This window comes from Streptomyces sp. NPDC005202, from assembly GCF_040608235.1.
GTDB lineage: Bacteria > Actinomycetota > Actinomycetes > Streptomycetales > Streptomycetaceae > Streptomyces.
Genome location: NZ_JBEXHW010000009.1, coordinates 118,284 through 141,923 on the forward strand (window position 1 = coordinate 118,284; position 23,640 = coordinate 141,923).

The 23,640-nt window shown below is 71.0% G+C and carries 19 protein-coding genes and 1 pseudogene; 3 read left to right on the plus strand and 17 right to left on the minus strand.

The window, feature by feature from the left end:
* Window positions 1-94 precede the first annotated feature (94 nt).
* Window positions 95-2,476 carry a polysaccharide lyase 8 family protein gene (locus ABZV31_RS16670; protein WP_355893876.1) on the minus strand — a complete coding sequence of 794 codons (2,382 nt, stop codon included), beginning with the start codon at window positions 2,474-2,476 and terminating at the stop codon, window positions 95-97.
* Window positions 2,477-2,584: 108 nt separating this feature from the next.
* Window positions 2,585-3,082 (minus strand): hypothetical protein, encoded by a 498-nt coding sequence (locus ABZV31_RS16675; protein ID WP_355894102.1) that lies wholly within the window; start codon window positions 3,080-3,082, stop codon window positions 2,585-2,587.
* A gap of 285 nt (window positions 3,083-3,367) precedes the next feature.
* On the opposite strand from ABZV31_RS16675, the gene ABZV31_RS16680 reads away from it, so the two are divergent.
* Window positions 3,368-3,973: a YceI family protein gene (locus ABZV31_RS16680; protein WP_355893879.1), complete on the plus strand. Its 606-nt coding sequence runs from the start codon at window positions 3,368-3,370 to the stop codon at window positions 3,971-3,973.
* 159 nt (window positions 3,974-4,132) lie between these two features.
* Here the strand turns inward: ABZV31_RS16680 and ABZV31_RS16685 are convergent.
* From ABZV31_RS16685 to ABZV31_RS16695, 3 genes and pseudogenes are all read right to left on the minus strand, one after another.
* Window positions 4,133-4,216, minus strand: a pseudogene (locus ABZV31_RS16685) (OmdA domain containing protein); the annotation flags it as partial.
* 200 nt (window positions 4,217-4,416) lie between these two features.
* Entirely contained in the window at window positions 4,417-5,778 is a 1,362-nt protein-coding gene (locus ABZV31_RS16690) for a hypothetical protein (RefSeq protein WP_355893882.1), read from the minus strand.
* 102 nt (window positions 5,779-5,880) lie between these two features.
* Complete coding sequence (locus tag ABZV31_RS16695; RefSeq protein WP_355893885.1) at window positions 5,881-8,904, minus strand: glycoside hydrolase family 3 N-terminal domain-containing protein; 3,024 nt, start codon at window positions 8,902-8,904, stop codon at window positions 5,881-5,883.
* Between the two features lie 237 nt (window positions 8,905-9,141).
* On the opposite strand from ABZV31_RS16695, the gene ABZV31_RS16700 reads away from it, so the two are divergent.
* Window positions 9,142-11,004 carry a ricin-type beta-trefoil lectin domain protein gene (locus ABZV31_RS16700; RefSeq protein WP_355893887.1) on the plus strand — a complete coding sequence of 621 codons (1,863 nt, stop codon included), beginning with the start codon at window positions 9,142-9,144 and terminating at the stop codon, window positions 11,002-11,004.
* Between the two features lie 7 nt (window positions 11,005-11,011).
* On the opposite strand, the gene cimA is transcribed toward ABZV31_RS16700, so the two are convergent.
* The 10 genes from cimA to ABZV31_RS16750 all read right to left on the minus strand — a co-directional run bounded on the left by cimA (window position 11,012) and on the right by ABZV31_RS16750 (window position 22,160).
* Entirely contained in the window at window positions 11,012-12,616 is a 1,605-nt protein-coding gene (cimA, locus tag ABZV31_RS16705; RefSeq protein WP_355893889.1) for a citramalate synthase, read from the minus strand.
* 283 nt (window positions 12,617-12,899) lie between these two features.
* Window positions 12,900-14,201 (minus strand): MFS transporter, encoded by a 1,302-nt coding sequence (locus ABZV31_RS16710; RefSeq protein WP_355893892.1) that lies wholly within the window; start codon window positions 14,199-14,201, stop codon window positions 12,900-12,902.
* Window positions 14,202-14,438: 237 nt separating this feature from the next.
* Entirely contained in the window at window positions 14,439-14,837 is a 399-nt protein-coding gene (locus ABZV31_RS16715) for a hypothetical protein (protein ID WP_355893895.1), read from the minus strand.
* Window positions 14,838-14,944: 107 nt separating this feature from the next.
* Window positions 14,945-15,565, minus strand: a complete 621-nt coding sequence (locus tag ABZV31_RS16720) for a TetR/AcrR family transcriptional regulator (RefSeq protein ID WP_355893897.1) — start codon at window positions 15,563-15,565, stop codon at window positions 14,945-14,947.
* Window positions 15,566-15,576: 11 nt separating this feature from the next.
* Window positions 15,577-16,614, minus strand: coding sequence for an agmatine deiminase family protein (locus ABZV31_RS16725; RefSeq protein ID WP_355893900.1), 1,038 nt, complete (start codon window positions 16,612-16,614; stop codon window positions 15,577-15,579).
* Window positions 16,615-16,634: 20 nt separating this feature from the next.
* Complete coding sequence (locus ABZV31_RS16730) at window positions 16,635-18,317, minus strand: urease subunit alpha (RefSeq protein WP_355893903.1); 1,683 nt, start codon at window positions 18,315-18,317, stop codon at window positions 16,635-16,637.
* Entirely contained in the window at window positions 18,314-18,997 is a 684-nt protein-coding gene (gene ureA, locus ABZV31_RS16735; protein ID WP_355893906.1) for an urease subunit gamma, read from the minus strand. Before ureA ends, ABZV31_RS16730 begins: the two co-directional genes overlap by 4 nt.
* 276 nt (window positions 18,998-19,273) lie before the next feature.
* Window positions 19,274-19,570 carry a hypothetical protein gene (locus ABZV31_RS16740; RefSeq protein WP_355893909.1) on the minus strand — a complete coding sequence of 99 codons (297 nt, stop codon included), beginning with the start codon at window positions 19,568-19,570 and terminating at the stop codon, window positions 19,274-19,276.
* Between the two features lie 177 nt (window positions 19,571-19,747).
* Complete coding sequence (locus ABZV31_RS16745; RefSeq protein WP_355893912.1) at window positions 19,748-20,836, minus strand: branched-chain amino acid aminotransferase; 1,089 nt, start codon at window positions 20,834-20,836, stop codon at window positions 19,748-19,750.
* A gap of 280 nt (window positions 20,837-21,116) precedes the next feature.
* Window positions 21,117-22,160, minus strand: a complete 1,044-nt coding sequence (locus ABZV31_RS16750; protein ID WP_355893915.1) for a 3-isopropylmalate dehydrogenase — start codon at window positions 22,158-22,160, stop codon at window positions 21,117-21,119.
* On the opposite strand from ABZV31_RS16750, the gene ABZV31_RS16755 reads away from it, so the two are divergent.
* Complete coding sequence (locus tag ABZV31_RS16755; RefSeq protein ID WP_355893917.1) at window positions 22,159-22,311, plus strand: hypothetical protein; 153 nt, start codon at window positions 22,159-22,161, stop codon at window positions 22,309-22,311. The genes ABZV31_RS16750 and ABZV31_RS16755 overlap by 2 nt on opposite strands.
* A 63-nt stretch (window positions 22,312-22,374) precedes the next feature.
* On the opposite strand, the gene ABZV31_RS16760 is transcribed toward ABZV31_RS16755, so the two are convergent.
* Window positions 22,375-22,506 carry a hypothetical protein gene (locus ABZV31_RS16760; protein WP_355893920.1) on the minus strand — a complete coding sequence of 44 codons (132 nt, stop codon included), beginning with the start codon at window positions 22,504-22,506 and terminating at the stop codon, window positions 22,375-22,377.
* Between the two features lie 471 nt (window positions 22,507-22,977).
* Complete coding sequence (locus ABZV31_RS16765) at window positions 22,978-23,517, minus strand: GNAT family N-acetyltransferase (RefSeq protein WP_355893922.1); 540 nt, start codon at window positions 23,515-23,517, stop codon at window positions 22,978-22,980.
* Window positions 23,518-23,640 lie beyond the last annotated feature (123 nt).

Consider the following 23,640-nt stretch of genomic DNA (forward strand, 5'->3'; position numbering starts at 1 on the left):
GGCCCGTTTTCCTGGTACCCCTGAACAGAACCGGGGCGGCTTGCAGCCTTTCCGACTGCTCAGAGGGCTTCGGTCTTGTAGGGGTCGCACAAAGTCAGGGGGCGAGAGTCACCTCGCATTCGTGCGTCGCACATGCCATCCCTGGAGTGACACGCAGACCCAGACGGCGGCCTGCCGACAGCACCTCGACGGAGTCGTCCGCCCGCAGCACCCGGCGTACCGGTCGGTCCCAGGTGATCTCCAGCGGCACGCCGGTGCGCGGCGGCTCGCTCACGCAGAGCGTAGCCGTCCGCCCCCGACGGCGGATCAGCAGGCTCGCACCGGCCGAGGCGGCCAGGCGGCCCACCGTACCGGCCCGCCAGAAAGTGGCCGCGAGCAGGCCGAGCGAGGGCACGGCCACCGCCTGGCGGCCGGCGTCGTTGGCCTGCACCGACATCCAGTGGCGGTCGGCGGCGCGGGCGGCGACCGCACGGCGGGAGGCGCCGGGCATCAGGACGTAGACGTACGTGGCGTCCGTCGGATCCGTGCCGTGATCCAGCCAGAGAGTCTGCCAGCGCCGGGTGCGCCGCTCCGTCGTACTCGTGGTGTTGATGTCGGACCAGGCACCGGTGCGGTCCTCTCGCAGGGCCTTCAGGTCCCCGCCGGGAACGACCCAGCCGCCGTGGCCCTCCAGGTGTGCCCAGCCGTGGCCCCGTACGAAGGCCGGCGTGCCGTTCTCCCCCAGGTTGCGGTTGTCGACGACCGTCTCGACCGGCACCCCGTCGGCGCAGGTGATCCCGGCACCCAGGCAGATCACGGCGTCGTCCGCGCAGAACCACGACTTGCGGGCCTCCAGGGTGGAGTCGAGCCCCTTGAGGTGCTGCCCGATCGCCGCGTACTCGCCGTCCGTCGTGCCGCCCACCCACCGCACGTCCGGCTTGGCCTGCCCCCACTCGCCGCCCGCCCGGTCGGCGAGCCGCCGGGTGGAGACCGTGGTGCCGGGCAGCCGGTACCAGTCCACGGTCGGCCAGAACCAGTCGGTGTACTGGTCGGTCGGCTCACCGGCGGGCCACCACAGGACCATGCCCGCTCCCGTGTGCCAGCCGCGCGGGTTCTCGCCGTTGCCGCACTCGTAGTAGGCGATGCGGTCGCTCGCCATGGAGATGTTCACGGTGAAGCCGGGACGGCGGTGGACGGCGCGGTCCATGGCCGCGAAGAGGTGGTGGCCGACGGGTTCCGGAGCGGCGGGCACGCCGGAGTCGGCGACCGCGTGCAGCCGGGCCAGGTCCGCGACGCCGAACTGAGGCGCCGTCAGAATCGGCGTCACGGTGTCCCGTTCGATCCAGCCCTTGATGCGCGCGTACCAGCGGTCGCGCTCGGCCGGGCTCGCACCGCCCGCGAGCAGCGCGATCGCCGCGATCAGCCCCTGTCCGTGGAAGTGGTCGCTGCGCATCACGTGCCGGTCGTCGCTCTTGAGGTAACCCCGGCTGATGGCACGGCCGTTGACACTGTCCATCACCAGCCCGTCGTGGATGAGCGGGGCGTAGGCGTGCTCGACGCTGTCGAGGACGATCTGCCGGTTCGGATCGGCCACCTCCCACTGGGACCCGGCGAGGAGCGCGAAGAGGCGGCCGAGCCCGTCCAGCATGACCTGGCCGTACGTGCCCGAGTAGGCGACCCAGGTGTGCTGGACGAACGAGCCGTCGGCGTAGAGCCCGTCGCCCTTCGTGACGTACGGGAAGACCGGCGACAGCGCGTCCCGGGCGAGGGAGACCTTGGCGCCGTCCCGGCCGAGGATGCCGCGCAGCGCCACGGAACGGCACAGGTCGACCCGGTTGGCGTCGGTGGAGGTGCCGGAGTAGTCGTGCAGCATCGTGTCGGGGATGAAGTGGTCGACGGCCGCGCAGGCCGCGCTGATCCGCGCGTCGGTGAGGCGGTCGTGGAGGGCGGCCGTGATGTCCATCAGCAGGCGGGGGCTGCCGATCTGCCACTCCCACCAGTTGCCGTAGCGGGTGGTGGAGGGGTTGTAGACGGTGGCGGAGAGGTGGTCGAGGCCGCGGAGGACGTCCGCGAGGAGACCGGGATCGCCCGTCGCACCGGTCCCCCGCTGGGCGTACGCCTGGGTCATCGTCCACAGCCGGCTGTAGCTCTGGGTGATGCCGGACGGCGGGTCGAAGGGGTGGCCGGGCCAGAGGGAGACGGCGGTCGGGGCCATGGTGTCCTGGAAGCCGCGGGCCAGCTGCGCGGTCTCGGTGAGCCGGGAGGCGTAGGGCTCGGCCGCCGGGTCGTAGCCGGTGCCGAGGATGATGTCGAGCCAGCGGCGGCGGAGGGCATCGTAGGGGTCGTCGGGGGTGTCGGCGGGGGCGTCGGTGGGGGTGTCGGGGGTGTCGGCGGGGGTGTCGTTGGCGGCGCGGGACGAGGGTGCGCCGGTGACGGCCGCGGAGAGCACGGCGGCCGCGAGCAGGAAGGCGCGGCGGGTCTGCTGATGCTTCGTCATGAACACTGGCTATCGACACGACCGGGGCCGGTCAACGACTCCGGACCGTCCGGGCGGCGGCTGTCGGACAACCGCCGCCCGGACGTCCACGTCGCGTGCGGCTGCCGGTCAGCAGCCGCCGCAGTTGTAGTACAGGACGTCCCAGTGGTTGCCCTCGTCGGCGTAGATGTTGCCGGAGCCGGACTGGTACTGCGGGGCGCCGTCGCCGCGCAGGCCGATGTAGGTGAAGTTGTTCTTGATGTAGCTCGTGATGCAGGTGTTCTTGCCGTAGTCGAGCTTGTAGCCGTTCCAGTGGGAGTAGGTGCCGGAGGCGTGGCCGGTCTCGGTACCGCCGGTGATGTTGAGCGCGCAGCCGCTGGCGCCCTTGAGGGTCTGGGCTCCTTGGGCGGTGGCGAGGTTGAGCTGCTCGAAGGACGTGCAGGTGGGGTTGTTGCGGTCGGAGCAGTTGCCTGAGGAGGACCAGGTGATACCGACGTTGCGGAACATCTGGGTCGCGGTGGCGTGGCTGATCTTGGTGACGGCGAAGGCGTCGGTGGCAGTGCCGACGACGGCGACGCCGGGGGCGACGACGAGGGCGAGGGCGGTCAGGACCGAGCGGACCTTCATGACCTTCGTGACCTTCATGGGAACCCTTCCTGCGGATGGCCGTGCTTCCTGTGTGGCGGCTGTGCAGGTGGTGCAGTGGTGCAGGGAGATGGTGCCCGAGATCTACGCGCGTCCGCCAGAGGGCGGAGGGAGGGTGACCGTAGGTAATCCCGAAAACACGCAGCGGTGATGTTGAAACCTGAACAGAATAGGTCTACCGTCGTGAGCGTTGAGCTCGTTGAATGTTCAACATACTGAGCCTTCTGGCTTCGCGCTGAGCCGCCACCCGTCCCCAAGGAGAATTTCATGGGCATCTTCGGCCGCAAGACCGTCACCGACACCGCCGAGACCCCCGCCGCCGTGAACCCGGAGCCGGCCTCGCTGACCGGCGACTACACGATCGACCCGGCCCACTCCACGCTCGGCTTCGTCGCGCGGCACGCCATGGTCACGAACGTCAAGGGCAAGTTCAACGACTTCACCGGCACCCTGCACCTTGACGGTGGCGACCCGTCCCGGTCGACCGCCTCCATCGACGTCAAGATGGACAGCATCGACACCGGTTCGGCCGACCGCGACGGACACCTGAAGAGCTCCGACTTCTTCAAGACCGACGAGCACCCGACCATGACCTTCCGCTCCACCAAGGCGGAGGCCCTGGGCGGCGACCACTACCGCATCACCGGCGACCTGACCATCCTCGGCGTCACCAAGCCACTCACCATCGACCTCGAGTTCAACGGCGCCGCCAAGGACCCCTTCGGCAACGAGCGCGTCGGCTTCGAGGGCAAGGCCGAGATCCTGCGCTCCGAGTGGGGCCTGACCTGGAACGCGGCGCTGGAGACGGGCGGTGTCCTGGTCTCCGACAAGATCAAGCTGAACTTCGACATCTCGGCGATCAAGAACGCCTGAGCCTCCGGCCGCACCACCGGCGATCTCCGCCGAGCCCACACCCCTGAGCGCGCCCGCCCTCCACTCCCCCGTGACCAGGCGGGACCGGGAGGGCGGGCGCTCGGCGTCAGCACGTGGGGCGAGGGTGGGGCCGTCAGTGCGAGGGCGGGGGCGGGGGCACCGTGGGCTGAGTTCCAGCGCCGCGGCCAGGTCCTCCGGCACGGTGGCCTCCTTCTGCGACGCGTACGCCGCGGCCCACCGCCCAGGGTGCCCCCGCACGCGCCGGCGAAGCACTCGAGGGCCGATCGCGACGCCTGGCCGGCCGGGGCGCTCACATCCCTGAGCGAGACGGAGCGCGGGGTGCTGCACCTGGCGGCCGCACTGTTGGAGCGGCTCGCGGACGCCGACGTACCGCCGCGCCTCCACCCCCGCCCCAGCACCCGGCGGGCAGCTGAGCCCCTACCTCAGAACCCTCCGCCTCCGCCGAAGTCCCCTCCCCCGCCGAAGTCCCCTCCTCCGCCGCCGTCACCGAAGCCGCCGAAGTCGCCGGGGTCGAAGTCCGCGCCGGAAACGTCGCCGCCGTCGTAGCCGCCGGCGCCGAAGTCGCCGTAGCCGGTGCCGTAGTCGGCCCCGTAGGTCGGGGTGGACATCATGCTGCCGAGCAGGGTGCCGACCAGCAGGCCGGGCAGGATGCCGCCGCCGAAGTAGCCGCCCGCCCAGGGGCCGTAGGCCGGTCCGGCGTCCCAGTAGGGGCGGCGGCCGTAGTCGGTGTCGACCTCGCGGATCTCCGGTTCGCGGCCGTCGGCGAGGCGGGCCTGGTCGGCGGCGCAGACCGGGACCTGGCGGGGTGCTCCGCCCGGCGGCGTCCAGGTGGCGTCGGCGACCGAGGGGCCGTGGCGCGGGTCGAAGAAGCAGGGTGGGCGGCGTTCGGGGAGCGGGCGGCCCTCGCGGCGGGCGGCGAGCTGGGCGAGCGAGAAGCGGCCGTCCTCCAGGGCCTGGGTGACGGCGCGCACGTCCTCCGGTTTACGGGCCTCGGCCATGTACTGCTTTGCCTGCTCGTACGCGTTCAGCGCCCGTTCGTAGTCCGCGCGTATGGCGTCGTCCGCGCCCGCCTCCGCCGGATGGAAGTCGAGGCGGTCCAGCTCCTCGCCGAAGGCGGTGATGTCCTCGTCGACGACGACCCGCAGCTTCTCCAGCGCGGCCCGCTGTTCCGCCTCCCTGCGGTGCTGGTTGCGCCGGACCAGCGCGTACGCGCCGGCGCCGCCCGCCACGAGGACCACGCCGGCGGTGATCAGCGCGGTGGTCGGCACTCCGCCGCCGTGGTCGGAGGTGCCCCAGGTCGAGGGGGCCGAGCCGCCCATGTTGGTGAGGGCCCGCTGGGTGAAGTCGGTGAGCTGGGTCTTGGCGTCCTCGCCCTGGACGCTGGTGACGAGGTTCTGCACGGCGGTGCGCGGCAGGACCGAGGCGTCGGCGCGGGCGTCGAAGCGGTCGCCGAGGCGGATGGCGTACAGGCCGGTGATGCCGGTGGCGGTGCGCAGGTCGGTGAAGAGGTTCTGTGTCGGGTAGCCGGCGGGCAGGACGGCGACGAAGAGGGGCTTGTCCGCGTCCTTGATCTGCTTGGCCAGGGTATCGGCGTCGGCGGACGACAGCTGGGCGGAGGCGGCCGGGTCGACGTAGACGGGGTTCTTGCGGAGCGCTTCGGCGACCGCCGAGACGCCGGTGGCCGCGCCGGCAGGCGGGGCGCCGGTCGCCAGGACGGCCAGGACGGCGACCGCGAGCGCGACCAGCAGCCGGGGGAGGGCTCGAGTCAGGACGACGGCCTTCATGGTTCGAAGCTACCCGAAGGATCCCAAAAGCGGTCATTTATGCCCGTGGGAGGCGCACCCCGTGGGAGGCGCACGCCGGGGGGTGCGCCCCCCACCGGCTCCTCAGGCCGCCGCCCGGTAGGCCGCCGTCAGCTGTGCCACGGCCGCCCCGTACCGTCCGGTCAGCAGCAGGTGGTCCGCGTCGGCGAAGGGTTTCGCCACCGCGGCGGTGATGTTCTGGCCCACCTTCCGCTGGACGATCAGACGCGCCTTGGCGACGAGCGCGCGCCCCGCCTCGCCGGCATGGGCCTTCTCGGCCAGGGTGGCCGCGATCCCGAGGGCCTTGAGCGTCGCCGCGCCGCCCGTCGGCACCTTCGTCAGGGTCGTCAGGCCCCAGCCGTACGGGAACTGCGGGTCGTACGAGGTGTCCCCGACGTTGATCGGCAGCTGCGCCTGCGACTTCGGCCAGGTCACGGGGAGCTGTCCGGTGAAGGGCCGCCTGCCGTAGAGCACGTCGGCCACGCCGTCGCCCTCCGTCCCCGGCAGCCAGGAGGCGACGAGGGCGTCGATCTCGCCGAGCCGGTCGCCGATCAGCTGCGGACGCCCGGAGACGATCAGCACCGCGCACTTCATGGCCGCGCACACCTTGTCCACGGCGGCCTTGTCGGCGGCCGACAGCTGGAGGTCGTGGCCGTTGCCGACGTCGCCGACGCCCTCGGCGTACGGGGTTTCGCCGACGACGACCACGCCGACGTCGTAGCCGTTCAGCGGCGCCGAGGCGTCCTTGGAGTAGGTGACGTCTCCCCCGGCCGTGCGCATCGCCTGCAGGATGGTGGTGCCCTGGGTGTGGGTGCCGGACGCGCCCTGCCAGGTGACGGTCCAGCCGCCGGTCTGGTTGCCGAGGTCGTCGGCGTTGGACCCGGCGACGTACACCTTCTGGCTCTTCTTCAGCGGCAGGACGCCGCCCGTGTTCTTCAGCAGCACCTGCGACTCGGCGGCCGCCTGCCGGGCGACGGCCCGGTGCGCGGCGGAGCCGATCTGCGCGGCGCCGCTGGTGTCGGCGTACGGATGCTCGAAGAGCCCCAGCTTGAACTTCTGGGTGAGGATGCGCGCGACGGCGTCGTCGATCCGCCGCTCGCTGATGCGACCGGACTTCACCTCGTCGATCAGCGTCGAGCGGAAGTCCTTGTAGGCGTACGGGACCATGATCATGTCGAGGCCCGCATTGACCGACGTACGGACGTCGGACCCGTAGTCGCCGGGGATCTGGTCGATGGCCGCCCAGTCGCTGATGACGAAGCCGTCGAAGCCCATGCGGTCCTTGAGCACGCCGTTGATCATGTCGGCGCGGGCGTGCATCTTCACCGGTCCCTTGCCGTCGCCGAGGATGTCGAGCGAGGAGTACGACGGCATGACCGAGCCGATGCCCCGGTCGACGGCGGTCCGGTACGGCGCCAGGTGGATGGCCTCGAGCTGCTGCCGGGTGACCTTGGTGACGCCCTGGTCGATGGTGTACGTCCCGGTGGTGGACGAGCCGTACCCGGTGCCGCCGTCGCCGACGAAGTGCTTGGCGGTGGCGAGGACCTTGTCGTCGCGGCTCAGGTCCCTGCCGTCGGCACGGCCCTGGAGACCCTGGATGATCGTCTCCATGGACTGGACGAGGGCCGGGTCCTCGCCGAAGGACTCGTAGGAGCGGCCCCAGCGTTCGTCGCGGGTCACGCACAGGCAGGGCGCGAAGTCCCAGGGGACTCCGGTGGCGCGGACCTCGCTCGCCGTCACCGCGCCCGTCTTCTCGGCGAGTTGGGGGTCGCGGGCGGCGCCGATGCCGATGTTGTGCGGCATGATCGTCGATCCGACCAGGTTGTTGTGGCCGTGCACCGCGTCCACGCCGTAGATCAGCGGGATCTGGAAGCGGGTGGCCTGGGCCCGCAGCTGGAAGGCGTCGATCATCTTCGCCCAGGCCTCGGGGGTGTTGGGCGTCGGGGTGGAGCCGCCGCCGGAGAGGAGCGAGCCGAGGGCGTAGGTGGCGATGTCGCCCTGGTCGGTGAGGGCGGCCCGCTCTGCCTGGGTCATCTGGCCGGCCTTCTCCTCCAGCGACATGCGGGACAGCAGGTCCGCGACGCGATTCTGCACCGGCAACCTGCTGTCCAGGTACGGCAGTCCGTGCGCGTCGACGACGACCTGCGGGGTCTCGGTGGGGGCCTTGGCGCCGGTGACCGTGAGCTTGAGCGGGATCGTCTCGGCGGGCTCGGCGGACCTGTCCTTGAGGGTGGGGACCTGGATGGTGCGGGAGGTGCCGGAGGCGGTGCCCGCGGGGAAGGTGAGGGTGCCGGAGACCGGGGTGTAGTCCTTGCCGGGCTCCGCGGTGCCGCCCATGGTCTCGTAGGTGACGGACACCGGCTCGTCGATGGGGGCGGAGCCGGTGGTGGCGACGGTGACCTTGACGGTGGCCGTACCACCCTCCTTGACCGGGTGGACGGCGGAGTCTGTGGTGACGGACGCCCGCAGCGACTGGTCGGCCTTGCCGTACAACTCCACGTCGTCCATGGCGAACCGACCCTTGACGCTCGCCGGGAGCGTGACGGCGTATCCCCACATCTGCGTCAGGCCGAGGACGTGGTCGATGCCGCCGACGGGCTGGTAGTCCGTGCGGTAGGTGAAGTCGGTGAAGGGGATCTCGAGCTGTTTCCAGCCGGTGAAGTCGTCGGTGAAGGAGGTCGTCCACAGCTCGGAGGCCTCGCCGTTCGCGCCGCCGTCCTTGATCTCGAAGGCGATCTTCTTTCCGTTGTCCTGGCCGTCCCACCAGAAGCGGATGCCCTTGTGGGCGGACCAGTCGTGAGCCGGCTGGTCCGCGGCGAAGTCGTGGGTGAAACCGCCGTAGCCGCTGATGTCGTAGGTGCCGGCGAGGACCTTGGCGCCCTCGGGGGCGTCGGCGCGGTCGGCCAGTTGGAGGGCCGGCGGGTCGTCGCTGTCGCCGCCCCAGGTGAAGATGCCCTCGGCGGGCTGGCCGGCGAAGGGCACCTCGCCCTCGAAGCGGTCGACCGGGATGGGGGCGGGGTCGTCGGTGCCGGACGCCGGCGCGGCCGTGGTGAGTGGGAGCAGGGCGGTGAGGAGTGCGGCGGAGGCGAGCAGGGCGGTTCTTCGCATGGACCTTCCCTCGGCTCTCATGATTCACTCATGACTTAGATCACGCCGTGAGTTAACTAGCGGCCCGGAGACCCGTCAAGACTTCACGTCAGAACCGGTACTCACCCAACTCACAGCCGGACCAAGGCCCTTGTTCCTTCAGATTCTGAACCCGCGCCCCCTTGACGCGTATACGAAGCCGTCATTTACTCACGCCTCGCACGCCCCCATCCCCCACCTCCAGAAGGGCGGCGCTCCATGAAGAGATCCACCCGGGCCCTCCGGCTGCTGCTCGCCGGACTGCTCACCACCGCCGGATTCGCGGCGGCCACGCCCGCGCACGCGGCCGGCGAACAGGTCACGGCCTGGCTGACCACGACCGACGACTCCGGCGGGCGGCACGTGATCCGCGGCCTCGAGCCCCAGACACTGTTCGCCTTCCAGTCCGGCACCGGAGGCGGCGGCGAGAACATCACCGTCGACGAGAACACCCGCTACCAGACCTTCACCGGCGGCGGCGCGTCCTTCACGGACACCGCGGCGTGGCTGATGAACAGCAGCGGAGCGCTGTCGCAGGCGACGCGGGACGCGACGATGCGGAAGCTGTTCTCGCCGACGGACGGGATCGGGCTGTCGTTCCTGCGCAACCCGATGGGCGCCTCGGACCTGGCGCGGTTCGGGTACACGTACGACGACGTGCCGGCCGGGCAGACCGACCCGTCGCTGTCCAAGTTCTCGATCGCGCACGACCTGGCGGACGTGGTACCGCTGACGAAGCAGGCGCTCCAGCTGAACCCGCAGCTGACGGTGATGGCCACGCCGTGGACGGCGCCGGCCTGGATGAAGGACAGCGGGCAGCTGAACGGGGGCTGGCTGAAGGCGGAGGACTACGGGGCGTACGCGTCCTACTTCGTGAAGTACCTCCAGGCCTACCGGGACCAGGGCGTCCCCGTGTCGTACGTGACGGCGCAGAACGAGCCGACGTGCTGTTCGGGGTATCCGTCGATGAGCTGGAACGCGGACGGGATGGCCTACTTCACCAAGAACGAGCTGCTGCCGAAGCTGCAGGCGGCGGGGCTTACGACGAAGGTGGTGGCGCACGACTGGAACTGGGACACCTACGACTCCTACGCCGCGCAGACGGTGGACGACGCGGCGATCCGCTCCCACCCGAACTTCGGGGGGATCGCCTGGCACGGCTACGGCGGTGACGTCACCAAGCAGACGACCGTGCACAACCAGTACCCGCAGCTGGACGCGTTCGGCACCGAGCACTCGGGCGGGACGTGGATCGCCAACCAGCAGCGCGAGGACATGCTCAACATCGTCGACTACACCCGGAACTGGGCGAAGTCGGTGACCAAGTGGTCGCTGGCGGTGGACCAGGACATGGGACCGCACAACGGAGGGTGCGGGACCTGCACCGGGCTGATCACCGTGCACAACGGGGACGGGCGGTCCGGGCAGGTCGACTACACCGTCGAGTACTACACGATGGGGCACCTGACGAAGTTCGTGCGGCCGGGGGCGCAGCGGATCGCGTCGACGGCGAGCTCGTCCGTGCCGAACGTGGCGTGGCGGAACCCGGACGGCAGCAAGGCGCTGATCGCGTACAACGACTCGACGAGCGCGAAGACGGTCACGATCAACTGGGGGTCGCAGCACGCGACGTACTCACTGCCGGGCAGGACGTCGGCGACGTTCACGTGGTCGGGGACGCAGTCCGGCGGCGGCAGCCAGTCGGGGTCGTTCGTCGGGCTCGCGGGCAAGTGCCTCGACGTGGTGGGCGGTTCGAGCGCGAACGGCACCGCGGTACAGCTCTACGACTGCAACGGATCGTCCGCCCAGCGCTGGACCGTGCAGGCCGACGGCTCGGTCCAGTCGCTGGGCAAGTGCCTCGACGTGACCTCGGGGTCCACGGCCGACGGCGCGAAGGTCCAGCTGTACGACTGCAACGGCACCGGAGCCCAGCAGTGGTCGTACAACGCGTCGACGCACGACGTGGTGAACACCGCCGCGAACAAGTGCCTCGACGTGACGGACAACTCGTCGGCCAACGGCGCCCGGGCACAGATCTGGAGTTGCACGGGCGCCGCAAACCAGAAGTGGACGCTCCAGTGACGCCGGACTACTCGGCCGGCTCCACGCCCGCCCGCAGCAGCCCGTACGTGTACGCGTCCTCCAGCGCCTGCCACGACGCCGCGATGACGTTCTCCGCGACGCCCACGGTGGACCACTCGCCCTCGCCGTCCGACGTGGAGATCAGGACCCTCGTCGTGGACTGGGTGCCGTGCTTGCCCTCGAGGATGCGGACCTTGTAGTCGACCAGCTCGAGCTTGGCGAGCTGGGGGTAGATCTTCTCCAGGGCCACGCGCAGGGCCCGGTCGAGGGCGTTGACCGGGCCATTGCCCTCTGCCGTGGCGACGATGCGCTCGCTCTTGGCCCAGAGCTTGACCGTGGCCTCGTTGGCGTGGGTGCCGTCCGGGCGGTCCTCGACGATCGCCCGCCAGGACTCCACCTGGAAGTACTTCAGCGGCTTGCCTTCGGCCTCCGCGCGCAGCAGCAGCTCGAAGCTCGCGTCCGCCGCCTCGTACGTGTAGCCCTTGAGCTCGCGCTCCTTCACACGCTCGACCACCCGGCCGACCAGCTCGCGATCGCCGCCGAGGTCGATGCCGAGTTCCTTGCCCTTGAGCTCCACCGACGCCCGGCCCGCCATGTCGGAGACCAGCATGCGCATGGTGTTGCCGACCTGCTCGGGGTCGATGTGCTGGTACAGGTCCGGGTCGACCTTGATCGCGGAGGCATGCAGGCCCGCCTTGTGGGCGAAGGCCGAGACTCCCACGTACGGCTGATGCGTCGAGGGCGTCAGGTTGACGACCTCCGCGATCGCGTGCGAGATCCTCGTCATCTCGCGGAGGTGGCCCTCGGGCAGCACCTTCTTGCCGTACTTCAGTTCCAGCGCCGCCACCACCGGGAACAGGTTGGCGTTGCCGACCCGCTCGCCGTAGCCGTTCGCCGTGCACTGCACGTGCGTCGCGCCCGCGTCGACCGCGGCCAGCGTGTTGGCGACCGCGCAGCCGGTGTCGTCCTGGGCGTGGATGCCGAGGCGGGCGCCCGTGTCCGCCAGGACCGTGGAGACGACGGCCTGGACCTGGGCGGGGAGCATGCCGCCGTTGGTGTCGCAGAGGACCACGACGTCCGCGCCCGCCTCCGAGGCCGCCCGGACGACCGCCTTCGCGTACTCCGGGTTGGCGCGGTAGCCGTCGAAGAAGTGCTCGCAGTCGACGAAGACCCGTCGGCCCTGGGCACGGAGGTGGGAGACCGTGTCCCGCACCATCTCCAGGTTCTCGTCGAGCGTGGTGCGCAGCGCCAGCTCCACGTGCCGGTCGTGCGACTTCGCCACCAGCGTGATCACTTCGGCGCCCGAGTCCAGCAGCGCCTTGACCTGCGGGTCGTCCGCCGCCTTCCCGCCCGCCCGCCGGGTGGCGCCGAAGGCCACCAGCTGGGCGTGCTTGAAGTCGATCTCCTCCCGGGCGCGGGCGAAGAACTCCGTGTCCCGCGGGTTGGCGCCGGGCCAACCGCCCTCGATGAAGCCCACGCCGAAGTCGTCCAGGTGCCGAGCAATCGCCAGCTTGTCGGCGACGGTGAGGTTGATGCCCTCGCGCTGGGCGCCGTCACGCAGGGTGGTGTCGAAGACGTGGAACGAATCGTCCAGCTGGCTGCTTGCGGTCATGGTCTCAGGGCTCCTGTTTTGGATCTCGGTCTTACCGGAATGACCGGCTCCACCGTCCCCCCAATACTCCCTCGCGCTGCGCTCCCGGCTGATGGTGGGCCAGGAAAACGAAAAACCTCTCGCGGGTGCGAGAGGTCTGCGCGCGGGTCGAGGACGACGATGGCCACCCGTACCTGGTCGTACGTGGCGGTCACTGCGGACCGGCGCGCCTGCTGCCAATAATCATGGCGAACGAGAGCACGGGGGCAGTTTGGCACAGTTCCGCCCCCGGCTCACCGCCGTCTCAGGATGCGGGCGTCAGCCGAGACGCCTCCGTCGCCTTCATCCGCGTCAGGTCCAGGTCCTTCGTCTCCCGCATCGTGATGTACACCACCAGCGACACGGCCGCGCAGGCCGCCACGTACCAGAAGAAGCCGGACTCCATCCCCGCGTTCTTGAACCACAGCGCCACGTACTCCGCCGTGCCGCCGAACAGCGCGTTGGCCAGGGCGTACGGGAGGGCCACGCCGAGCGCGCGCACGCCCGTCGGGAACAGCTCCGCCTTCACGCACGCGTTGATCGACGTGTAGCCCGTGACCACGACCAGCGCCAGCAGGGACAGGCCCAGGGCCGGCCAGAAGCTTGCCGCGTCCTTGAGCATGGTCATGATCGGCACGGTCAGGAACGTCGAGCCGACCGCGAAGGTGATCAGCAGCGGCCGGCGGCCGATCCGGTCGGACAGGCGGCCGGCGAGCGGCTGGAGGCAGGCGAAGACGATCAGTGCGGTGAAGGAGACGAGGGTCGCGGTCTGCTTCGGCAGGCCGGCGGAGTTCGACAGGTACTTCGTGAGGTACGTGGTGTACGTGTAGTACGCGACCGTGCCGCCCGTGGTCAGGGCCATCACCAGGAACGCCTCCCGCTTGTGCCGCCACAGCGCGCGCAGCGTGCCGCGCTCCTCGCCGCCGGTCTCGTCGGCCTCGTACACCTCCGTCTCCAGCATGCTGCGCCGCAGGTAGAAGACCACCGTAGCGCCGAGCGCGCCGACGACGAACGGGATGCGCCAGCCGTAGCTGTGCAGCGCGTCGTCCGACATCGTGCGCTGCAGGACGATCTGGAGGCCGAGGCCGACGATCTGGCCGGCGGTCATGGACACGTACTGGAAGCTGGAGGCGAAGCCGCGCCGCCGCGGGTCGGACGCCTCGGTGAGGTAGGTGGCGCTGGCCGCGTACTCACCGCCCACCGACAGGCCCTGCAGCAGGCGGGCGACGAGCAGCACGAGCGCGCCGCCGTACCCGGCGACCGCGTACGTCGGCGCGACCGCGATGAGGATCGCGGAGGCGGACATCAACGTCACCGTGAGGGTCAGCGCCGCCTTGCGGCCCCTGCGGTCGCCGACCCGGCCGAGCAGCCAGCCGCCGACCGGGCGCATGAAGAAGCCGACCGCGAAAATGCCCGCGGTGTTCATGAGCTGAGCTGTCGGGTTCCCGTCCGGAAAGAAGGCCCCGGCGAAGTACGTGGCGAAGCTGGCGTAGACGAACCAGTCGTACCACTCCACCATGTTGCCGGCCGAGCCGATCCAGATCCTCTTCCAATGCTGTCGTCCCATGAGCCGTAACTGCCCCGGCGGGACCACGAGGATTCACCGCGATGGGCCGTTCGGCGATGTCACTTCAAGTGGCGTACGAAGATGTCCTGTTCGTCGTTGGTGTCCCCGGCCGTGTTCAGCGTGCCGTCGTACGACGTGAACGCGATCCGGCGGGCGCCGGCCGCGCGCCCGGGGCGACCTCGGCGGAGGCGGTGCCGCCGGAGGCGTCCGGGGTGACGAGGACGGTGCTGCCGGTCCTCAAGTCCCGCAGATACACGGGGTTTTCGGTGCCCCACCGGCTGCCGGGCTCGGCGATCGCGGACATGAAGGTGACGTAGCGGCCGTCGGCGCTGACGGCGGCGCGCAAGTGTAGACCTCGCCGGAACCGCCCTGGCTGCCGTGGATGCGGGTGTTGGCGCCGGAGGCCACGTCGTACGCGAAGACGTTCCAGCTGCGGTCGGTGTCGTCCGGCACCAGGTGGGTGTCGGCCGACTCGAGGACGACGGTACGGCCGTCGCCGCTGATCGCCGGTGCCAGGGACTCCCGTTCGGTCGCCGCGCCGTCGCGGGAGCGGTCGATCTGCGTGAGCGCGCCGGTGCGGCGGTCGCGCAGCCAGACGTCTCCCCAGTCGCCGCCGCGGGGACCGTTGGCGCTCATAGACGACGTACCGGCCGTTGTCGCTGACCGTCGCGGCCCACGCGTTGCGCGGCTCCCAGGACCACCCCGGGTCAATGCGCTCGTTTACGTACGACCCGGACGGATGATCAGGCGTCCGCGAGCCCCGGCCGCCCCAGCGACTCGTCCAGGAACTCCCGTACGTGGCCAAGAATCCGCTCCCGGTCCGTGCCCCGCAACCCGATCACCACGTGGATGGAGAAGCCGTCGAGGAGGGCGCGCAGGCGGGCGGCGAAACGGTCGGCGTCGACGGGGCGGAACTCGCCGCGCGAGACGCCCTCGGCGATCAGGGCCACGAGGTCGCGGTGCCAGGCGCCCTCGATGGCGGCCTGCCGGTCGCGGGCGTCCTCGTCGGCGTTCTGCGAGCGGTTCCAGACCTCCAGCCACAGCGTCCAGTGCGGGTCGCGGTGGCCGTCGGGGACGTACAGGTCGACGTACCCGTCGAGGCGCTCGCGGGCCGTGCCCCCGCGGGCGAGCAGCCGGCCGCGCTCGGCGCCCAGCCCGCGCTCGCTCCACTCCAGGGTCTGCAGCAGCAGTTCGTCCTTGGAGTGGAAGTAGTACAGCAGATGGCCGCTGCTCATCCCGACCTCGCGGCCGAGCGCCGCCATGGTGAGCTTCTCCAGACCGCGCTCGGCGATCATCTCCATGGCGGCGGCGAGGACCTCCTCGCGCGGCGGCGCGTTCTTCCGCGCCCGTGCCGCACCGGCCATCCGCGACTCCTCTAGATCTTCGGCTGCTGTTGCGTGATGCAGTGGATGCCTCCCCCGCCCGCAAAGATCGTACGGGCGTCCACCAGCGTCACCGTCCGCTCGGGGAAGAGACGGCGGAAGATGCCGGCCGCGAGCTCGTCGCGCGGGTCGTCGAAGCCGCAGAGGACGACGCCGCCGTTGCAGAGGTAGTGGTTGATGTAGGAGTAGTCGGCCCAGTGGCCGTCGGCCTGCAGGACGGTCGGGGCGGGGACCTCCACGACCTCCAAGCGGCGGCCGCGCGCGTCGGTGGCGGACCTCAGGATCCCGATGACCTCCTTGGTCACCTCGTGGTCGGGGTGCGCCGGGTCCGGCTGGTGGTGGGCGACGACGACGCCGGGGCGGGCGAAGGCGGCGACGATGTCGACGTGCCCGAGGGTGCCGAAGCCGTGCGGGGGGTAGTCGCCGGTCAGGCCGCGCGGCAGCCAGATCGCCCTGCGGGTGCCGAGGTGGGCGTGGATCTCCGCCTCGACCTCCTCGCGCGTCCAGTGCGGGTTGCGCTCGGGGCCCAGCTGCACGGTCTCCGTCAGCAGGACTGTGCCCTCGCCGTCGACGTGGATCGCGCCGCCTTCGTTGACCAGCTTCGAGGCGTACGACCTGGCGCCGGCGAGGTCCGAGACGTACGCGGCGATCTTCGCGTCGTGCTCCCAGCGGGCCCAGTCCTGGGCGCCCCACCCGTTGAACGTCCAGTCGACGGCGGCGAGTTCCCGCCCGTTGGTCAGGAACGTGGGGCCGATGTCACGCATCCAGGCGTCGTCGAGGTCGCGTTCGACGGTGTCGATGTCCGGGCCGAGCAGCACCCGGGCCCCGGCGGACTGGCCGGGGCCACAGACCACGGTGACCGGCTCGAAGCGGCGGATCGCGCGGGCCACCGACGCCCAGGCGGCGCGGGCGGCGGCGAGGTCGTCGGGGGTGTCGAAGGTCGGGTTGGGGCCCGGCCACGCCATCCAGGTGCGCTCGTGCGGCGTCCACTCGGCGGGCATGCGGAAGCCGTCGGCGGCGGGGGTGTTCATGTGTGGTCCTTGGGTCCGTGTCAGAGGAAGTACAGCCGGTTGAGGGACACCGAGTCGGCGGGTTCGGAGCGGATCGGGTCGCCGTCGAGGGTGACCAGGCCGGTGCGCTGGTCGACGTCGACCGATCCGGTACGGGAGTTCAGGCGCAGGTCGGCGGGGCCGATGCCACGCGTGCCGCGGACGGCGACCCTGCGCCGCCGGGTGGGCATCCGGTCGTTGCCCTGGTCCACGGCTGCCTGCGCGACGAACGCGACCGAGAGGTCGGCCGGGGTGGCGCCGTGCGCCCCGAACTGCGGTCCCAGGACGAGGGGTTCGCAGGTGTCGGTGGCCGCGTTGGGGTCGCCGACCACGCCGTACGCCGGGAAGCCAGCCTTGAGCACGAGCTGCGGCTTGGCGCCGAAGTACTCCGGGCGCCACAGCACGATGTCGGCCAGCTTACCGACCTCGAGGGAGCCGACCTCGTGCGAGAGCCCGTGCGCGATGGCGGGGTTGATGGTCAGCTTGGCCATGTAGCGCAGGACGCGGGCGTTGTCGTCATCCGGACCGTCCCCGTCCGTCGGGCCCAGTTCGGCCTTCATCTTCCCGGCCATCGCGAAGGTGCGGCGCGCGGTCTCGCCCGCCCGGCCCATGCCCTGCGCGTCCGACGAGGTGATGCCGATCGCGCCCAGGTCGTGCAGCACGTCCTCGGCACCCATGGTTCCGGCGCGGATGCGGTCGCGGGCCATGGCGGCGTCGCCCGGCAGGTCGGTCTTCAGGTCGTGGACGGAGACGATCATGCCGTAGTGCTCGGCTACGGCGTCCCGGCCGAAGGGCAGGGTGGGGTTGGTGGAGGAGCCGATCACGTTGGGGACACCGGCCATCTTCAGCACGTTCGGGACGTGGCCGCCGCCGCACCCCTCGATGTGGAACGCGTGGATCGTCCGGCCTTCCAGTACCCGCAGGGTGTCCTCGACGGACAGGCACTCGTTCAGCCCGTCGCTGTGCAGGGCGACCTGGACGTCGTGCTCCTCAGCCACGCGCAGGGCGGTGTCGAGGGCGCGGGTGTGGGCGCCCATGTCCTCGTGCACCTTGAAGCCGGACGCGCCGCCCTCGGCCAGCGCCTCGATCAGGGGGGCGGGGTGGGACGACGAACCGCGGCCCAGGAAGCCGATGTTGACCGGCCAGGCGTCGAAGGCGTTGAACGCGTGCCGCAGCGCCCAGGGCGAGTTCACGCCGACGCCCCACACGGGTCCGAACTCCTGGCCGATGATCGTGGTGACGCCGGAGGCGAGCGAGGCCTCCATGATGCGCGGCGACAGCAGGTGCACGTGCGTGTCGACGGCCCCGGCGGTGGCGATCAGCCCCTCGCCGGACACGATCGACGTGCCCGTGCCGACCACGACGTCGACCCCGTCGAGCGTGTCGGGGTTGCCGGCCCGCCCGATGGAGGAGATCCGGCCTTCGCGGATCCCGATGGAGACCTTCCTGATGCCCAGCACGGCGTCGATCACGACGACGTTGCTGATGACGACGTCACAGGTCTCGCGGACGGCGGCCGCCTTGAGGTGCAGCCCGTCGCGGGCGGTCTTGCCGAAGCCGGCGAGGAACTCGTCGCCGTAGTGCTGCGCGTCGGACTCCACGCGGACCACCAGCCCCGAGTCGCCGAGGCGGATGCGGTCGCCGGCGCGGGGGCCGTGGGTGGCGGCGTACTCGTACGGATTCACCGCTCGGCTCCCAGATATCCGCAGGCGGCGGCCCTGCGCAGGGCCTCTTCCTTCGCCCCCGGCGCGTCGAGCGGTCCGTCGACCAGCCCGGCGAAGCCGATCGCGATCCGCTCGCCCCCGATCGGCACGAGCCCCACCTCGACGCTCTCACCGGGACCGAAGCGGACGGACGACCCGGCGGGTACGGCGAGCCGCATCCCGTAGGCCTTCTCGCGTGGGAAGTCCAGCCGCGGGTTGGCCTCGAAGAAGTGGAAGTGGGAGGTGACGGAGACCGGCACGGTCGCGGTGTTGGTGACCGTCAGCCGGACCGCCGCCTCGGGCTCGGCGTGCTCCGGACCCGGCAGCAGCGCACCCGGACCCCGGTCGCCCAGCCCGCCGCCCCCGATGGGGTCGCTGACGACCGCCAGCCGCGAGCCGTCGTCGAAGACGGCCTCGACGTGGACCTCGGTGACGACGTCCGCGACGCCGGGCAGGACGTCGTCCGGGCCGAGCACCGCGCGGGCGCGCTCGATCGCCTCGGCGAGCCGGGCGCCGTCGCGGGCCGCCTCGCACACCGTGTCGGCGATCAGGGCGGTGGCCTCCGGCACGTTGAGCCGCAGGCCGCGGGCCTTGCGGGCCCGAGCCAGCTCGGCGGCCGAGAACAGCAGCAACCGGTCACGCTCCGTGGGGGTCAGCCTCACGCCACGACACCTCCTCGCCTCCTCCATTTAGAGCATCACTCTAAATGCGAGATTCAGGGAAAGAAAAGGTTGACGCCAAGACTCATGCACGTCACATCGAACGTCGCTCTAATCCATGGGCGGCCTCGGCCGGCTGGTCGGCCCGGTCCTCGGCCTGCTGGTCCGCAGCTGTTCGGCACCTTCATCGCGTACACGGCCCGGGCGGCCGTCGACCACGCCGGGCCACCCACACGGTCGGTGGCCTGGTCCACCGGGCACTCACACCCCGGCCAGCCGTCAGCCCGTCTCGAGGCCGGGAAGGAACCGGCTCGCGCCGCCCGGCGCACGTCGGAGGCGGGGCAGCATGCTGGTCTGCGGGAAGGTCAGCCGGAAGACCGGGTCGTCGGGCACGGCCGACCAGTCGATCAGCTCGTCGACGACATAGGCGTTCGTCCGGAACGGCAGCACCGCCGACACGGCCCGCAGGGCAAGGCGCTCGGCGGGCGGCAGCGACACGCGCCGCAGCAGGCCGTCCAGGTCACGTGGGGTGAAGGCGCGAAACACGTCGGCCGCCTCTCCGGCGAGGGCGTGCACGCTCCCCCCGCGGAATCAGTGGATACCCGCGCGGGGAAGTTGGTACGCGCCGAACCAACTGCCGGTCCCCGTCCGCCTGTTCGCGGCGGACGGGGACCGGCCAGGGGCGAGTCGGCAGCGCCGGTGCATCCGGCCAGGGGCGAGTCGGCCGAGCCGGTGCACCGGGCCGTGGGTGACTCAGCCGAGCCGGTGCATCCAGCCGTGCTTGTCCTCGGTGATGCCCCGCTGGATGTCCAGCAGCGCCTGACGCAGCTTCAGCGTGACCTCGCCGGGCTCGCCGCCCGACTGCTGCCACTCGGCGGTCGCGCGCTTGACCGTGCCGACCGGGGTGATGACGGCGGCCGTGCCGCAGGCGAAGACCTCCGTCAGCGTGCCGTTCTCGGAGTCGCGCTGCCACTGGTCGATGGAGACGCGGCCCTCCTCGGCCTCGTAGCCGAGGTCACGGGCGACCGTCAGCAGCGAGTCACGCGTGACGCCCTCCAGGATCGAGCCGGTGAGGGTCGGGGTGACGATCTTGTTGCCGTAGACGAAGTACAGGTTCATGCCGCCGAGCTCCTCGACCCACTTGTGCTCCACGGCGTCGAGGTAGCAGACCTGGTCGCAGCCCTTGGCCGCAGCCTCGGCCTGGGCGAGCAGGGAGGCCGCGTAGTTGCCGCCCGTCTTCGCGTCGCCCATGCCGCCGGGGACGGCGCGGACGCGGTCCTCGGAGGCCCAGATGGAGACGGGCTTCACGCCGCCCGGGAAGTACGCGCCGGCCGGGGAGGCGATGACCAGGAAGAGGTACTCGTTGGCCGGCTTGACGCCCAGCCCGACCTCGGTGGCGATCATGAACGGACGCAGGTAGAGGGACTCCTCGCCGCCGTGCGCCGGCACCCAGGCCTTGTCCTGCTGGACCAGAACGTCGCACGCCTCGATGAAGGTCTCGACGGGCAGCTCGGGCATGGCCAGGCGGCGCGCGGAGGCCTGGAAGCGCTGGGCGTTCTTCTCGGGGCGGAAGGTGGCGACCGAGCCGTCGGGCTGGCGGTAGGCCTTCAGGCCCTCGAAGATCTCCTGCGCGTAGTGCAGGACGTGGGTGGCCGGGTCGAGGGAGATCGGCGCGTACGGGACGAGCTGGCCGTCGTGCCAGCCCCGGCCCTCCGTCCACCTGATCGTCACCATGTGATCGGTGAAGTGGCGGCCGAACCCGGGGTTGGCCAGGATCGCCTCGCGCTCCGCGTTGGAGAGCGGGTTGGCCGAGGGCTTGAGCTCGATCGTGGGCGTCGTCATGAGTGGTTGTCCTTCACCGGTTGTCGTGACGGGCCGCGCTCACGCCCGCACGGCCAGTGGCCGGTGCTAGGACGTCCGAGCATTCCCTCATACCGCGGCTCCGCGTTCGATTATCACGCGGAGCCGACAGCGGAAGAAAACGGGGTGAATGCGGCCCAGGGGTTGATGGTGGCACCCGGCGCCGCATACGGAAAGCCGCCGGGTGCGGAACCGACCCGACGGCTTCGAGGGTTTCTGCGGACTTCTGGCGAGTCCTACAGCTTCGAGGTGGCGCGGCGGGTCAGCCGGCTACTCGTACGGAAAGCGCGTCGCCGATCTCGCCGGTGCTGCGTGCGGGCAGCTGGCCGCGCTCCGCCAGGTCGGCGGAGACGGCGTCCTCGATCCGGGTCGCCTCGGCGTCGTAGCCGAGGTGGCGCAGCAGCAGGGCGACGGACAGGACCGTGGCGGTGGGGTCGGCCTTGCCCTGGCCGGCGATGTCCGGGGCCGAGCCGTGGACGGGCTCGAACATGGACGGGAACTCGCCGCTCGGGTTGATGTTGCCGGAGGCGGCGACGCCGATGCCGCCGGAGACGGCCGCGGCGAGGTCGGTGATGATGTCGCCGAAGAGGTTGTCGGTGACGATGACGTCGAAGCGCTCGGGCTGGGTGACGAGGTAGATCGTCGCCGCGTCGACGTGGATGTACTCGGTGGTGACCTCGGGGTACTCCTCGGCCACCTGGTTGAAGATGTTCGTCCACAGGTGCCCGGCGAAGGTCAGCACGTTGTTCTTGTGGACCAGCGTGAGCTTCTTGCGCGGGCGGGCCTGCGCGCGGGCGAAGGCGTCGCGGACGACGCGCTCGACGCCGAAGGCCGTGTTGACGGAAACCTCGGTGGCGACCTCCTGCGGGGTGCCCTTGCGGATGGTGCCGCCGTTGCCGGTGTACGGGCCCTCGGTGCCCTCGCGGACGACGACGAAGTCGATCTGCGGGTTGCCCGCGAGCGGGGTCGCGACGCCGGGCAGCAGCTTCGACGGGCGCAGGTTGACGTGGTGGTCGAAGGCGAAGCGGAGCTTGAGCAGGAAGCCGCGCTCCAGGACGCCGGAGGGGACCGACGGGTCGCCGATCGCGCCGAGCAGGATGGCGTCGTGCTGCTTGAGCTGCTCGAGGTCGGCGTCGGTGAGGGTCTCACCGGTGGCGTGGTAGCGCCGGGCGCCGAAGTCGTACTCCTTGGTCTCCAGCTTCACATCCTGCGGAAGGACGGCGGTCAGGACCTTCAGGCCCTCGGCCACGACTTCCTGGCCGATGCCGTCACCGGGAATCACTGCGAGATTGATGCTGCGAGACATGCCGGCACCCTACTCCTCGTCCCATGAGATGACACGGGGTGTCCGCGATTCGGACGCCCGGGCGAGGGACAACGTCAGCCCTTCGGGGCTGTCGGCGCTCGCGCAGGACGGCACGCGCGTCGACCACTCCGAGATGCGGCGCGGCGCCTGAGGGCCGCGCCGCACCCCGCGCGGGTGCGGCTTGCGGCTTCGAGGGTGTTTCGGGGGCTGCGGTTCAGTGGCCGGTCGCGCCGCCGTTGTCACGGCGGTCGAGGGCGCGCTGGAGGGCGGCGGCGGCGTTCTTGCGGTCGGACTCGCTCGTACGGGAGATGTGACGGACTCGGCGGCGGACGGTCGTCTCGGCCATGGGGAATCGACTCCTTCGACAAACGTGGAGTGCGGAAAAAGGGGTTACGAGACGCCGGATGGGGCGGGGAGCGTGCCGCAGGGGTGACCTGCTCAGGGCCCGGCTCACGACCGCCATTCGCTGGATCGAGCGAGACGTTCGGCTTCTACAAACCTAAGGGAGGACCGGGCGTCTGTCTCCACAATTACTCGGACTTCCTACTATCTGAGACGGTGGATTGGGTCACACGGCGTTGACCTGCGGTTTCGCCTGGCGCGGGTGCAGCGCCCCCAACTCCCGGACGAGTGCCCGGACGGCCGCCGTCGTGGCCGTCCGGGGTGGTCACAGAGCCGACGGACCGTGTCGGGCACATCGCCCGGCACGGCGCCGGCGGAGACCCTGCACTGGTCCGTTGACCCCTACCACCGCGAAATGATGGACCCGGCTGACCGGCAGCGCGGGCTCGGCGCAGAAGGTGACGTTGACGGAGCGTCAGAGGACGTCCCCGTCACGCCAGTCGAAGAGCAGCTCGTGGGCGGCGTCGAGGGGCCGGGCGAGGGCGGGGCGGACGTAGGTGCTGTCCTCCTCGTCCGGGAGGTGGACGATGCCGTCCGGCCCGAGGGCGCAGATCCTGCCGGTCCACAGCTGCCAGCCGCGGGCGGTGTACAGGCGTGCCCCGTCGTCGCTCGCGCAGAGCGCGCCGAGATCGTACGCACCGTCGACGATCCGCTCCAGGGCACCCATGACCCGGCTGCCCAGACCGGTGCGGCGCACGTCGGGCCGTACGCCGACGGCCTCGACGTATCCGACGCGCAGCCAGCGCCCGCGGTGCCGCAGGCGGCGCATGACGACCGAGCCGTGGGCGGCGAGTCCCACGTCGTCATGGACGAGGGCGTGCATGCCGCCGAGGCCGTGCTCCCAGTCCTCGTCGTCGAAGTCGCCGTCGAAGGCGTCGTCCAGGAGGGTGCGGACGGCGCGGAGGTCTGCCGGAGTGAGGTCGGTGGTGTGGGCGGTACGGAGGCGGGTGGTCATCGCCCCAGTATTCGGCCCTTTTCGGCCGTCACCAACCTCGCTCTCCGGCCTGGCCATACCGGCGGTCCGCCCGGCCGGAGACGCATGCGGGCCAGGTCGCCGCCCCTGGGGGACGGTTTCCTG

What these genes read in the sequence shown, in the direction of transcription:
- ABZV31_RS16670 (WP_355893876.1), bottom strand. Translation starts at nt 2,476, where the DNA reads ATGACGAAGCATCAGCAGACCCGCCGCGCCTTCCTGCTCGCGGCCGCC.
- ABZV31_RS16675 (WP_355894102.1), bottom strand. Translation starts at nt 3,082, where the DNA reads ATGAAGGTCCGCTCGGTCCTGACCGCCCTCGCCCTCGTCGTCGCCCCC.
- ABZV31_RS16680 (WP_355893879.1), top strand. Translation starts at nt 3,368, where the DNA reads ATGGGCATCTTCGGCCGCAAGACCGTCACCGACACCGCCGAGACCCCC.
- ABZV31_RS16690 (WP_355893882.1), bottom strand. Translation starts at nt 5,778, where the DNA reads ATGAAGGCCGTCGTCCTGACTCGAGCCCTCCCCCGGCTGCTGGTCGCG.
- ABZV31_RS16695 (WP_355893885.1), bottom strand. Translation starts at nt 8,904, where the DNA reads ATGCGAAGAACCGCCCTGCTCGCCTCCGCCGCACTCCTCACCGCCCTG.
- ABZV31_RS16700 (WP_355893887.1), top strand. Translation starts at nt 9,142, where the DNA reads ATGAAGAGATCCACCCGGGCCCTCCGGCTGCTGCTCGCCGGACTGCTC.
- cimA (WP_355893889.1), bottom strand. Translation starts at nt 12,616, where the DNA reads ATGACCGCAAGCAGCCAGCTGGACGATTCGTTCCACGTCTTCGACACC.
- ABZV31_RS16710 (WP_355893892.1), bottom strand. Translation starts at nt 14,201, where the DNA reads ATGGGACGACAGCATTGGAAGAGGATCTGGATCGGCTCGGCCGGCAAC.
- ABZV31_RS16715 (WP_355893895.1), bottom strand. Translation starts at nt 14,837, where the DNA reads ATGAGCGCCAACGGTCCCCGCGGCGGCGACTGGGGAGACGTCTGGCTG.
- ABZV31_RS16720 (WP_355893897.1), bottom strand. Translation starts at nt 15,565, where the DNA reads ATGGCCGGTGCGGCACGGGCGCGGAAGAACGCGCCGCCGCGCGAGGAG.
- ABZV31_RS16725 (WP_355893900.1), bottom strand. Translation starts at nt 16,614, where the DNA reads ATGAACACCCCCGCCGCCGACGGCTTCCGCATGCCCGCCGAGTGGACG.
- ABZV31_RS16745 (WP_355893912.1), bottom strand. Translation starts at nt 20,836, where the DNA reads ATGACGACGCCCACGATCGAGCTCAAGCCCTCGGCCAACCCGCTCTCC.
- ABZV31_RS16755 (WP_355893917.1), top strand. Translation starts at nt 22,159, where the DNA reads ATGCCGGCACCCTACTCCTCGTCCCATGAGATGACACGGGGTGTCCGC.
- ABZV31_RS16750 (WP_355893915.1), bottom strand. Translation starts at nt 22,160, where the DNA reads ATGTCTCGCAGCATCAATCTCGCAGTGATTCCCGGTGACGGCATCGGC.
- ABZV31_RS16760 (WP_355893920.1), bottom strand. Translation starts at nt 22,506, where the DNA reads ATGGCCGAGACGACCGTCCGCCGCCGAGTCCGTCACATCTCCCGTACG.
- ABZV31_RS16765 (WP_355893922.1), bottom strand. Translation starts at nt 23,517, where the DNA reads ATGACCACCCGCCTCCGTACCGCCCACACCACCGACCTCACTCCGGCA.